Source organism: Variovorax sp. PBL-H6, assembly GCF_901827155.1.
In the GTDB taxonomy this organism is placed as follows: Bacteria; Pseudomonadota; Gammaproteobacteria; order Burkholderiales; family Burkholderiaceae_C; genus Variovorax.
Genome location: NZ_LR594660.1, coordinates 501,108 through 513,030, shown reverse-complemented (window position 1 = coordinate 513,030; position 11,923 = coordinate 501,108). Strand labels below are relative to the sequence as shown.

Annotated in this window: 9 protein-coding genes and 3 pseudogenes; 6 read left to right on the top strand and 6 right to left on the bottom strand. The window is 60.1% G+C overall.

Translation table 11 applies throughout. The features are described from left to right. Window positions 1-36 precede the first annotated feature (36 nt). From G3W89_RS30845 to G3W89_RS30830, 4 genes and pseudogenes are all read right to left on the bottom strand, one after another. Window positions 37-996: a Bug family tripartite tricarboxylate transporter substrate binding protein gene (locus tag G3W89_RS30845; protein ID WP_015060625.1), complete on the bottom strand. Its 960-nt coding sequence runs from the start codon at window positions 994-996 to the stop codon at window positions 37-39. 209 nt (window positions 997-1,205) lie between these two features. Next, entirely contained in the window at window positions 1,206-2,129 is a 924-nt protein-coding gene (locus G3W89_RS30840; protein ID WP_015060626.1) for a dihydrodipicolinate synthase family protein, read from the bottom strand. Further along, the gene (locus G3W89_RS30835) at window positions 2,126-2,635 is read right to left on the bottom strand and encodes a MaoC family dehydratase (protein WP_015060627.1); all 510 of its coding nucleotides are present in this window, start codon (window positions 2,633-2,635) and stop codon (window positions 2,126-2,128) included. The genes G3W89_RS30840 and G3W89_RS30835 overlap by 4 nt, the downstream gene beginning before the upstream one ends. Continuing rightward, a pseudogene (locus tag G3W89_RS30830) lies at window positions 2,635-3,126 on the bottom strand (cyclase family protein); the annotation flags it as partial. The pseudogene G3W89_RS30830 and the gene G3W89_RS30835, both read right to left, overlap by 1 nt. A 109-nt stretch (window positions 3,127-3,235) precedes the next feature. Between G3W89_RS30830 and istA the strand changes: the two are divergent. From istA to G3W89_RS30815, 3 genes are read left to right on the top strand one after another with little or no spacing between them, the layout of a single operon-like run. Beyond that, complete coding sequence (gene istA, locus G3W89_RS30825) at window positions 3,236-4,792, top strand: IS21-like element IS1600 family transposase (protein WP_011255179.1); 1,557 nt, start codon at window positions 3,236-3,238, stop codon at window positions 4,790-4,792. Continuing rightward, a complete protein-coding gene (gene istB, locus G3W89_RS30820) occupies window positions 4,782-5,576 on the top strand; it encodes an IS21-like element IS1600 family helper ATPase IstB (RefSeq protein WP_011255145.1) in 795 nt (264 codons plus the stop codon). The genes istA and istB (G3W89_RS30820) overlap by 11 nt, the downstream gene beginning before the upstream one ends. After that, window positions 5,573-6,520, top strand: a complete 948-nt coding sequence (locus G3W89_RS30815; RefSeq protein WP_015060629.1) for a Tn3 family transposase — start codon at window positions 5,573-5,575, stop codon at window positions 6,518-6,520. The genes istB (G3W89_RS30820) and G3W89_RS30815 overlap by 4 nt, the downstream gene beginning before the upstream one ends. On the opposite strand, the gene G3W89_RS30810 is transcribed toward G3W89_RS30815, so the two are convergent. Continuing rightward, the gene (locus G3W89_RS30810; RefSeq protein ID WP_013397097.1) at window positions 6,489-9,359 is read right to left on the bottom strand and encodes a Tn3-like element IS1071 family transposase; all 2,871 of its coding nucleotides are present in this window, start codon (window positions 9,357-9,359) and stop codon (window positions 6,489-6,491) included. The genes G3W89_RS30815 and G3W89_RS30810 overlap by 32 nt on opposite strands. A 151-nt stretch (window positions 9,360-9,510) precedes the next feature. Here G3W89_RS30810 and istB (G3W89_RS30805) point away from each other — a divergent pair. Then, a pseudogene (istB, locus tag G3W89_RS30805) lies at window positions 9,511-10,023 on the top strand (IS21-like element helper ATPase IstB); the annotation flags it as partial. Window positions 10,024-10,216: 193 nt separating this feature from the next. On the opposite strand, the pseudogene G3W89_RS30800 reads toward istB (G3W89_RS30805), so the two are convergent. Continuing rightward, window positions 10,217-10,501: pseudogene (locus G3W89_RS30800) on the bottom strand (phage integrase N-terminal SAM-like domain-containing protein); the annotation flags it as partial. Between the two features lie 217 nt (window positions 10,502-10,718). Here G3W89_RS30800 and qacG2 point away from each other — a divergent pair. Together qacG2 and G3W89_RS30790 are read left to right on the top strand one after the other, a co-directional pair. Continuing rightward, window positions 10,719-11,051, top strand: coding sequence for a quaternary ammonium compound efflux SMR transporter QacG2 (gene qacG2, locus G3W89_RS30795; RefSeq protein WP_162572169.1), 333 nt, complete (start codon window positions 10,719-10,721; stop codon window positions 11,049-11,051). 309 nt (window positions 11,052-11,360) lie between these two features. Continuing rightward, entirely contained in the window at window positions 11,361-11,921 is a 561-nt protein-coding gene (locus tag G3W89_RS30790; RefSeq protein ID WP_108499742.1) for a recombinase family protein, read from the top strand. Window positions 11,922-11,923 lie beyond the last annotated feature (2 nt).

Genomic DNA, 11,923 nt, shown 5'->3' with positions numbered 1-11,923 from the left:
CTGCGCCTTTTTTGGAGTGGATTGTTGGCCTGGATACTAGTCGAGCTTCACGCCAAGCGATTTCACAAGTGGCAACCAACGCGCACGCTCGGCCGCCATGAAGTTGCCAAGGTCTTCGGGTGTCCCTGCCATCGGTTGTTCTCCAATCGAGTGAAATTTCTGCGCTACTTCTGGTTTGAGCAACGCATCATTCACAGCCTTGTTAATTTCCAATACAGCAGAACGCGGCGTCTGCGCCGGCGCCACGATCGCAATCCACGCGCTGGTCTCGCCATTGGCGTATCCCGATTCTTTTAGTGTGGGCACGTCCGGCAAAAGCGGAAACCGTCGGTCATCAAGAATGGCCAAGGGGCGGATTTTTCCAGCTTTGGCTTGATGCATTGAAGACGGCAGCGCGTCGAACATGACGTCAACGTTATCGCCGATCAGGCCCAAGATAGCTGGTGCGCTTCCGCTAAACGGTACGTGCGTGACCTTGTACCCCATCAGAGCCGCCACATACTCGCCGGCAAGATGGGTCACATTGCCGATTCCGGCTGAGGCCATAGACAGTTGCCGGGTCTTCATCACCGACACCAACTCCGCGACGCTGTCGACGCCAAGGCCATTACGGGTGACCAAGAGAAGCGGTGATTTTCCCAACCCAGCTACTGGCGCAAAGGACTTCGCGGGATCATATGGCATCTTGTCATAGATAGCCGCGTTCAGAACTAGTGGGCCATTGCCACCGACGAAGAATGTCTTCCCATCAGGCTTCGCGCGCGCCACTAGATCGCCAGCAATCATGCCACCGGCACCGGGCTTATTTTCAACCACGACAGGAGTGCCGAGGCTTCTTGCGACCTCATTCGCCACAATTCGTGCCATCTGGTCGCCAGCGCCCCCAGGCGGGTACGCGACGACAAAACGAATGGGGGTCGGTTGCTGCGCATGAACTTGGAGAGCGCAGATCGTCAGAATAATTGCCGAGCATGCGGCGCGGAAATACATGAACATGGGAAGATCCTTTAGACAAGCAGGAGAAAAAGTCAATTTGATTTCACATGGATCCGGCACCTTAAACAGGCACTGACTAACGTGAGTTGATCTCGGAAAAGAAAGGAATCAGAGCTTGCGCATGATGTCGATCATTGAGCGGTTTACAAGACAGGCATGCCGAGCGCTTTACGAGTCCGGAAGCGAATTCCATGGTCATACTGGTCTCCTTAGTGATTCAACATGACGGCCTTGGCCAAGGCCGCCCGGATGCCGTCGATCTCCGCTGTCGATAGCTTCATCAACGGCGGCCTCACCACGGCATGGGGAAAGCGTCCCATGAGGACTTGAGCCTCTTTCATCCGGTTGTGCTGGTCGGCCATCGGGGCGTGGTAGAAGGCCTTGTTCGGAATGTCCAGCCGCTCATTAATTTCCCGAGCACGTGGCAGGTCGCTGTCTTTCATCGCCTCGAACAGCTCGGCCTGAAGCGCGGCGACAGTGCTGCCTGCACCCGACAAGATGCCTTCGCACCCGAGCGCAAGTGATTGCAGAAGCCACGAGCTGTGGGCGGTCAGCACGTTCACCTTCCTGTGGCTATTCTGGAGCTGTCTGACCGTCTCTTCGTGCGCAACGGGGTCACCGCAGTAGTCTTTGATCGCCTTGATGCTGGGGATGGTGTCAGCCAGATTGGTGAGCGTCTGGATCGCCATCATTTGCGCGCCCGCATATTGAAAGATGATCAGTGGCAGGTCGCATGCATCGGCGATCCGCTGGTAATGCTCCATGACCATCTCAGGCCGAAGCTGGGCACCCTTGCCGAAAGCAGCCGGTGGCACCACCAAGAGCGCGTTGGCGCCGAGCTGCTGCCATTGCTTGGCATGCTGGGCTGCGACGATGCTGCTTTCCGAATAGACGCCGCCGATCACCGGCAGCGCGTTGCCTACTTCTTCCAGAGCCACCGTTAAGATCCGGGCCTGTTCCTGCTCCGTGCAAGACATGACTTCCGACGCGTGTCCGTTGACGCAGATTCCCGTGACTCCCTTGACGGAGGCGAGATCACGCAAGTGAGACCTGAACGTGGTCAGGTCCAACTCCATGTCTTGAGTGAAAGGCATCAGCGCCGCTGGAATGACGCCGCTGGCACGAAATTTCATGGGGTATCTCCTTGTTTTCCGGTTGGGTTCGAATGGGGCGGGCGGCCGGCCAGCAACCGTACCGCTGTGTACGTCATGACCGTTACCCCGCGCTGGTTCAGGACGGTGATCGCCGATGCGACTACGGCGCGGCCGGTCTTCTTGGGCTGGATCGACATGATTTCGATCTCGGCCCGGATCGTGTCGCCCACCAGCACGGGCGCGAGGATCTTCTGCGTCAACTCGAGCATGGCGAGCCCGGTCCCCTGGATCATGGTCTGCAGAATGAACCCCTCGATCAGGGTGTAGGTCAGCGCGGCCGGTACCGGCCGGCCGGCAATGGCCCCGTCCGGGTAGTTGGCTTCGATGAAGATGGCCTCCAGCATGCCCGTGACCGACACGAAATTAACGAGGTCCGCCTCGGTCACGGTACGACTGAAGGTGTCGAATCGATCGCCCACTTGGATGTCCTGCCAATGGCGGCCTTGCCCGAGGCGCACGGGCGGAGTTCGATCGGGCGTCGGCATCACGTGGTCGCGATCGGTGTGGTGGGCGAGCCGACGGCGCCGGGCAGCCGCAGGGGGGGCGCGGTCAGCAGGAACGCGGTGCGGCCCTCCTGCCCGAGGTAGTCGGCCAGATCCTTCACCCACCACAGTTCGGCCAGCGGCACGCCCAGCTTGAACAGGCAATGCTGGTGAAGGGGAAGCGAGGGCCGCCGGCCAAGCGCCTCGCGCGCGGGCAGGCCCTCGACCGCGTAGTTGTCGGCGCACAGTGCCGCGATGCCGCTGTCGGTTATCCAATTCAGCAGCCGTGTGTCCCGCCCATCGAGGACACTGCCCGTGGCGTCGAGAATTTCCTTGTCGGGCTGCCTGTTCATCGCCATAACCGCTTCCGTGAAGCCCGTGCGGAACACCACTATGTCGCCAGGCCGCACGTCGATCGCATCCTCCGCGATGACGGCCTGGAGGTCTTCATGGCTCACGTGCCGACGGTCCATGCCGAAATGCTTTTTGAGGTCAAAGTGTTGATTTCCATCCAGAACTGATCCACTTAACCCGGTAATTTCCGTCTAAAACTGATCCACGTAACAACCCTAACCTGCTGATTTTTTCGGCAGGAGCATAGGAGTGATTGACGTGGCAACATTAAGTGTCATCAGACGCTGGGCCCTGCGCGAGCAGTTGTCCATCCGAGAGATCGCCCGGCGCACCGGCCTGTCTCGCAACACCATCAAGAAGTACCTGCGCGCGGGTGTGGCGGAGCCGCACTACCCTCGGCGCATCAGTCCGAGCCAGCTCGATCCCTACGCCGAGAAGCTCTCAGGCTGGCTCAAGAGCGAAGCGGGCAAGTCGCGCAAGCAGCGGCGCACCGTGAAGCAACTCCACGCCGACCTGTCCGCCCTGGGCTACCCAGGCTCATACGGCCGGGTAGCCGCCTTCGCCCGAGTCTGGCAGCAGCAACGTCAGGAAGCGCAGCAGACCACCGGCCGAGGCACCTTCGTGCCGCTGGCCTTCGGTCCTGGCGAAGCGTTCCAATTCGACTGGAGCGAAGACTGGGCCGTCATCGGCGGCGAGCGCACCAAGCTGCAGGTAGCCCACTTCAAGCTCAGCCACAGTCGCGCCTTCACCGTGCGGGCTTATCCGCTGCAAACCCACGAGATGCTGTTCGATGCGCACAACCATGCCTTCGCGGTGTTGGGTGGCATTCCCCGGCGCGGTATCTACGACAACATGCGCACCGCCGTGGACAAGGTGCGCCGGGGCAAGGAGCGCGACGTCAACGCCCGTTTCAGCGCCATGGTCAGCCACTACCTGTTCGAGGCCGAGTTCTGCAATCCGGCCTCGGGCTGGGAGAAAGGGCAGGTGGAGAAGAACGTGCGTGATGCGCGTCACCGGCTGTGGCAACCCGTGCCGGCGTTTCCAACCCTGGCCGAACTCAACGAGTGGCTGGAGAACCGCTGCAAGACCTTGTGGCGCGAGATCGTCCACGGCAAGCTGCCAGGCACGGTGGCCGATGTCTGGGAGCAGGAGCGGCCCACCCTGATGCCGATGCCGCGCCCCTTCGACGGCTTCGTCGAACACACCAAGCGGGTCTCGCCCACCTGCCTGGTGCACTTCGAGCGCAACCGCTACAGCGTGCCGGCCTCCTACGCCAACCGGCCGGTGAGTCTGCGGGTCTACGCCGAGCGGCTGGTGGTCGCCGCCGAAGGTCAGATCTTGTGCGAGCACACGCGCCTCATCGACCGGCGCCACGACGTCGGTGGTCGGACCGTCTACGACTGGCGTCACTACCTGGCGGTGCTGCAGCGCAAGCCCGGTGCCTTGCGCAACGGTGCTCCGTTCGCCGAACTGCCGCCAGCCTTCAAACGGCTGCAGGCCATGTTGCTGCGCCAATCGGGTGGCGACCGGGAGATGGTGGAGATCCTGGCCCTGGTTCTGCACCACGATGAACAGGCCGTGCTGGCCGCCGTGGAGCTGGCCTTGGAAGCTGGCGTGCCGACCAAGACCCATGTGCTGAACGTGCTGCATCGTTTGCTGGAAGGGGAGCCGGCGCCTGCGGCGCCGGTGACGGCACCACAGGCCCTGCGCTTGGTCAACGAACCTCAAGCCAACGTGCTGCGCTACGACCAGTTGCGCCGCCCCGCGGCTGCCCGCACAGCCCAGGAGGTGCGTCATGCGTCATGACCCTGCCAGCGGCGCCATCGTGATCATGCTGCGAGAGCTCAAGATGTATGGCATGGCCCAGGCCGTGGCCGAGCTGACCGCACAAGGGGCACCGGCGTTCGAGGCGGCACAACCCATCCTGGCCCAACTGCTCAAGGCGGAAACCGCCGAGCGCGAGGTGCGCTCCGTGGCCTACCAATTGAAGGTGGCCCGTTTCCCTGTGTACCGGGACTTGGCCGGTTTCGACTTCGCCCACAGCGAAGTCAATGAGGCGCTGGCGCGGCAGTTGCACCGTTGCGAGTTTCTGGAGGAGGCCAACAATGTGGTGTTGGTCGGGGGCCCGGGCACTGGTAAGACCCACCTGGCCACGGCGCTCGGTGTGCAGGCCATCGAGCATCATCACCGGCGAGTCCGGTTCTTCTCCACGGTCGAACTGGTCAATGCGCTGGAGGTCGAGAAGGCGCAGGGCAAGTCGGGACAGATCGCCACCCGGCTCATGTACGCCGATCTGGTGATCCTCGACGAACTGGGTTATCTGCCATTCAGCGCGTCCGGTGGGGCCTTGCTGTTCCACCTGCTGTCCAAGCTTTACGAACGCACCAGCGTCGTGATCACGACCAACCTGAGCTTCAGCGAATGGGCGTCGGTGTTCGGTGATGCGAAGATGACGACGGCGCTGTTGGACCGGCTTACGCACCACTGCCATATCCTGGAAACTGGCAACGACAGCTTCCGATTCAAGAACAGCTCGGCGCTGCCGGCACAATCCAAGAAGGAGAAAACCAAGAACTTATCCACACCGTGAGCCTTCCAGGCTTGCAAAAAGGGTGGATCAAGATTCGATGGAAATGCCGGCTCAGGGTTGCATGGAAATTAACATATGGCAGCAGCCCAGGCAGGACGTTCTACACCCACATCTCTGACCAGTACGCGCCGTTCCACAACAAGGTGGTCAATGTCGGCGTGCGCGATTCCACCTACGTGCTTGACGGCCTGCTGTACCACGAGTCCGACCTGCGCATCGAGGAACATTACACGGACACGGCGGGCTTCACCGATCACGTCTTTGCCTTGATGCACCTGCTGGGCTTCCGCTTCGCACCGCGCATCCGAGACCTGGGCGACACCAAGCTCTACACCCCGAAAGGCGAAGCCGCCTATGACGCGCTGAAACCGATGATCGGCGGCACTCTCAACATCAAGCACGTCCGCGCCCATTGGGACGAAATTCTGCGCCTGGCCACCTCGATCAAGCAAGGCACGGTGACGGCCTCGCTGATGCTTAGGAAACTCGGCAGCTATCCGCGCCAAAACGGCCTGGCTGTCGCCCTGCGTGAGCTGGGGCGCATCGAGCGGACGTTGTTCATCCTGGGCTGGTTGCAAAGCGTTGAGCTGCGCCGCCGCGTCCATGCCGGGCTGAATAAAGGCGAAGCACGCAATGCACTGGCCCGCGCCGTGTTCTTCAACCGGCTGGGCGAAATCCGCGACAGCAGCTTTGAGCAGCAGCGCTACCGGGCCAGCGGCCTCAATCTGGTGACGGCGGCTGTCGTGCTGTGGAACACGGTCTACCTGGAGCGCGCAGCGCATGCGTTGCGTAGCAACGGCCATGCCGTCGATGAAACGCTATTGCAGTACCTGTCGCCGTTGGGCTGGGAACACATCAATCTGACCGGCGATTACCTCTGGCGCAGCAGCGCCAAGATCGGCGCGGGCAAGTTCAGGCCGTTGCGACCTCTGCAATCGGCTTAACGTGCTTTATTCTCCGTTTTCTGAGACGACCCCTGGTGGGCGCAATCTTCCCGATCAGTTCCGGTGGAATGACCTGGCGGCGGTTCGACCAGCGATCCAGGACCGCCTGCATCTGTGAGGTATTCCACGCCATCACGATGTTGGCCATCAGGCTCAACGCATCGGCCACAGCCTGCATTTCATCGACACGTTTGGCCTGCGCCGGGCTGATCCGGCCGGTATAAATGGCGCGCTTGAGGGCGTTAACAGCCTCGCCCCGATTGAGCACCCGGCGCAACTCGTTCCTGAAAGCGTCCTTGACAAAGTAGTCAGCCAAAAACGCCGTACGCAGCAACCGCCCCAATTGCACGCCAGCCTCATAGATTGGATCGCCCTGGGCGGCAGAACCGAACCGCGCAAGAGCTGCCACCGCACTGGCATGTCCGCTCATGACCGAGGCTGCCAGGTGCACCAGACTATCCCAATGCTTTTCGATCAAAGCGACGTCGACATTGGCTTCGCACACCGCAGCGATTTCTGCGGGCACTTTGGTGCCGCGTGGCACAAAGAGGTGGCGCTGTTTGAGTTCCTTCAACCGCGGGCAAAGATCAAAACCAAGCAAACGGGCATGTGACATGGCAAAGTCGGTGTAGCCATGGGTATCCACAGCAAGCTGGCTGGTCTCCAGCTTTTCTTGGCGGATGACACCTTCAATGGCCACGCCCGCCTGGCGCTCATTGAGCACAAAGGGCTGCGCATGGAAGATGCCCCACCGGTCTTTTACATGGGAGTAGATTCCAATGGAAGGTGTGTTGCGCCGAGGATCAAGCCGGGCTTGCCACACCCGTTTGGTGGTCTCCATGCTCATCATGTCAGAAGATGCCAAATCGGACCGCCCCCAGGTGGCGGCAATCGGGTGTCGCTGCATGAATTCCAGCACAGCCTGGCAGGCCTGGCTCAGACGCCGTTCGTCCCGCGCCCAGCGCATGGCCTGGCGAATGCTGGTGGCAGACAATTGCGGAATCATGCGCGCGCATTCGACCGCAGTCAGACTGGTGCCGTGGGCCATGATGCCGGCATAGACCATCAGCAGCTCGTCGGTAGAGCGCGGCTCACGTCCGAGCATGATCCAGCTAAAGCGCACCTGGGCGTCAACGGCCAGAATCACTTCCGGCAATTGAACCTCACCGATGCGGTGATCCAAAGCCGCGCGCAGCTTGGTCACTTCTGGGTCTTCGTCCTCTGCGGGCAATGGCGACAAATGGAGTTCATCATCCACGCGCAGTACGCCACTGCGGGCTGCAGCGGCCACCGCATCGACACCGGCAGTTACTCTGGCCAGCAAAGGCTTCAAGAAAGTGGCAGCCTTGCTGGGTAACGATAGACGGGCATAGTGTTTCTTGGACTCTGCCTGCCAACGCTCGTCCGTGAAGAACAAGCGCGCACGACCCCGAAAGCTCAGGCTGTGCTCAATCCAGACCGAGCCATTGCGCACCGCGCGGCGCAGGGCAAACAGGGTGGCCACCTCCAACGCCTGAAACGCCCGTTCCCGGTCTGGGCTGGAGATCGAAACCTGCCAGATCATTCCCAGACTTGGTGCCACCACTTCAACTGGCAGCTTTCTGGATCCTTTGAGATATAAAGCTTGCAGCTTGGCAAGGTACTCGATGGCAGGATGCTCGCCGGTGGCCTGCCAGGGCAGCTTTGCAATGGCGACGAGCAACGACCGCACGGGGCGAATTCCATCAATCAATCCCTCGCGGACCAGGGAGGCCCTGCTCGGTGGTTTGCGTTTCTGGGTTTCGGTGATCAAGGCTTCAAGACGGGCACGCAACTCAGCATCTGGCACCGCACCTTGCGCGCTCAAGGCAACAAGTTCGCCGAGCAGCGTTTTGTACATTGCGGCCCAATTGACGGTAGCGGGGACATCGGCGGCAGCCTGACGCCACAGATCGGCGATCCGGCGCTGCACCATAAGGATCAACTGGTCTGTGGTGGTGAACAGGCAATACCGAAGAAAGCATGCGACCTCCACGGTGCGCGCTGGCTCTTTGATCTTGGCTCCGGCTGAGGGCGGCCTGGAGACAAGTCGGCGCGCGTAGCGGCGCAAGATGAGATCGGGGATGTCTGCCAGGTGCTTATGAACGTCCAGCGTGTAAAGCAGGTCGATGCGCTCCAGTACCTCGCTGATTTGGCGGGTTGAGTGTTTCGCCGGTGCAGCCCATAGCCAACTCTGCTGGGTTTGTCCATCTGGGCGCAGCTCTGAAACTGAGGCTCGCCAGCGATCAAGTGTTGCTGGATCAACGCTGGCGGCGATGGCGGTGCCTGTTTCAACTTCAAGCTGGGCAAGTGCCGCCGCAATCAGTGTCCGAATTGCCCGCTCGTGCACGATCACCAGCTTGTTCTTGTACAGCCATTGACGCGCCCGCACGAGTAGCTGATCGCGGTCGGCGCAGCGCGCCACTTCGTCGCGCAGTTCACGTACCAGTGAGCGGCGCTGGTGCTCGCTCATCCACTGGAATCCAAGGACCGTGCAGGCTACTTGTTGGTGATCGAATAGCGTGCGCCCGCGTTCATACATGGCTCTCAGCGAGGCGACTTCTGGTGCTGCAATGCCAAGCTCGTTGCCAAGGTGGCGCCACAAGGCTACTGGAATTACCCGAAAGGCACCGAGCAAACGCCCACTCATGCGCAGGAAACCAATATGGAGCGCCAGACCAAGCTTGTGGGAATCACCTCGGCGTGCATTGATTGCGTCGCGCTCGGCACCATCGAAGGTGAAAAATGCCTTCATCTCGAAGTCGCTGATATCGCGGGGGAGCCCACGCATCCCCAAAAACGTTGTGTGCCAACCCTGCATCGTGAACCTCAAAAGTGGGAGGCCACCATACCCGTTTACAAAGCGAACAGGAAAGTCAATGAAATCAACGGTCTACCCAGACCACCCCCGCGCCAGTGCTAGCTTTGCGTACCGTCACTTATTGCACTGAAAACGAGGAGACCCCAGCATGGCGTTCACCGAGCAGGCGCACAACGTGGTGCTGGTGGGTGGCCCCGGCACGGGCAAGACGCATCTGGCCACGGCCATCGGCGTGGCGGGCATCACGCGCCATGGCTCACGCGTGCGGTTTTACTCCACGGTGGACCTGGTCAACGCACTGGAGCAGGAGAAGGCCCAAGGCAAGGCAGGCCGCATCGCAGCGAGCTTGCAGCGCATGGACCTGGTCATCCTTGATGAGCTGGGCTACCTGCCCTTCAGCCAGGCAGGCGGCGCCTTGCTGTTCCACCTGCTGAGCAAGCTCTACGAGCAGACCAGCGTGATGATCACCACCAACCTGGACTTCAAGGAATGGTCCAGCGTGTTCGGCGATGCCAAGATGACCACGGCACTGCTGGATCGACTCACGCACCACTGCCACATCGTCGAGACGGGCAACGAGTCCCACAGGTTCATGCACAGCACAGCCGTGGCCAAGAAACGCATCAAGGCACGCGAACAGGCCAAGAAGGCTGAGCCGTTCTGAGCGGTTCAAGGGCAAGCCGCTACGGGCTTCGCCCTGCGCGGCTTACCCTCAACGGACGACCACCGAGCTCGATCACCAAGGAGACCAAAACCGACCCAAGGCACTACACTTATCCACAGCCGACCTTCACAGGTTGGCCATTAGCCCTGGCTCAAAATTCAATCGGCACGGTGGCTCAATTTTGAATCGGCGCCAACACGTTGAGCGCCTGCCGGTGGGTGGCCGGCGCCACTTGCTTCTCGGTGGCGAGCATGGTCAGAAAACCCTCGACTTCAGCTTGCCCCATTTCGCGCGGATGTCGAAACCCACCATGGCTGCGGGCCGTCCACAACACAAATGCCTTGGCCCAGTAGACATAAGCCTTCTCGGTCTGTAGGCTGTAATGCAGGTAGCGAACCCGTTCGCGCACCTGATCGAGCAGCTTGATGGATCGGGGAGGGACCCAGTCAGGTTTGTCATTTCTGTTATACCTGTTCATGCATCCAGTATGATGCTTTACAGAATTGATTTCAAACACTTTTTTTGGGTGCCGTGCGACATTGTTTAACGACCACGGTTGTGGGTATCCGGTGTTTGGTCAGATAAACCATAAGTTAGATGCTTTGCTGTGCGCACAAATTTCGGCCAGCAACAAGACTGTTTGTTTTCTTAAATCGAACCTAAAATTTCTTCGCGGAACTCCATGGAGAAATATTTTGAAAAATTGGTTATTTCTGGCTACGGCCATTATTTCTGAGGTCATTGCAACCTCTGCGCTCAAGTCTAGTGAGGGCTTTACTAGGTTAGTACCGTCTTTTATCGTCGTAGCGGGATACGCTGCTGCTTTTTATTTCCTGTCGCTGACACTCAAATCGATTCCTGTTGGAATCGCCTACGCAGTTTGGTCGGGCCTCGGGATCGTCTTGGTCACTGCGATTGCATGGGTTTTGCATGGTCAAAAACTAGATATGTGGGGATTTGTTGGTGTCGGCTTCATTATCAGCGGCGTTGCTGTGCTCAACTTGCTATCTAAGGCAAGTGTTCACTAAAACGGTCGCATCTAACCATTCCGTCGAGAGGGACCGCCCACAAGCTGCGCTTGCGGGTTCCCTTCGCGGCTTCGCCGCTACGGCGGCCCCTCACGTCAAACGTTGAGCGACTGCTTACCCGTTTGACGGTCGGCCGCTCCTGGCCGGGAGCCGAAACCCAGAGTTGGGGCGTCAACCTGATCTATACCCTATCCTGATGTCAGGAGAAGCCACCCAGCAACGTCAGAATAGAGTTAACTTTTGTGTTTCTTGACACCTGCGGCGAAAGGTCATAGATTTCTTCCTGACACTTTCGTATTTGGAGGTATCTTGCAGGGTCAACGCATCGGCTACGTCCGGGTCAGCAGCTTCGACCAGAACCCGGAGCGGCAACTGGAGCATGTCGAAGTCGGCAGGGTGTTCACCGACAAGGCGTCGGGCAAGGACACCCAGCGGCCCGAGCTTGATTCGCTGCTGGCCTTCGTGCGCGAAGGCGACACCGTGGTGGTTCACAGCATGGATCGCTTGGCGCGCAACCTCGATGACTTGCGCCGCCTCGTACAAAAGCTGACCAAGCGCGGCGTGCGCATCGAGTTCGTCAAGGAAAGCCTGACCTTCACCGGCGAGGATTCACCGATGGCGAACCTGATGCTGTCGGTCATGGGGGCGTTCGCCGAATTCGAGCGGGCCTTGATCCGCGAGCGGCAGAGGGAAGGCATCGCGCTCGCCAGACAGCGCGGAGCCTACCGGGGCCGCAAGAAAGCGCTGTCGCCAGAACAGGTAGCCGAGCTGCGGCAGCGGGCCGCCGCCGGCGAACAAAAAGCGAAGCTGGCACGTGAATTTGGTGTCAGCCGGGAGACCCTGTATCAATACTTGAGATTGGATCAATAAAT

Coding starts and splice junctions, on each gene's coding strand:
- G3W89_RS30845 (WP_015060625.1), bottom strand. CDS start 996: ATGTTCATGTATTTCCGCGCCGCATGCTCGGCAATTATTCTGACGATC.
- G3W89_RS30840 (WP_015060626.1), bottom strand. CDS start 2,129: ATGAAATTTCGTGCCAGCGGCGTCATTCCAGCGGCGCTGATGCCTTTC.
- G3W89_RS30835 (WP_015060627.1), bottom strand. CDS start 2,635: ATGCCGACGCCCGATCGAACTCCGCCCGTGCGCCTCGGGCAAGGCCGC.
- istB (WP_011255145.1), top strand. CDS start 4,782: ATGCGTCATGACCCTGCCAGCGGCGCCATCGTGATCATGCTGCGAGAG.
- G3W89_RS30810 (WP_013397097.1), bottom strand. CDS start 9,359: ATGCAGGGTTGGCACACAACGTTTTTGGGGATGCGTGGGCTCCCCCGC.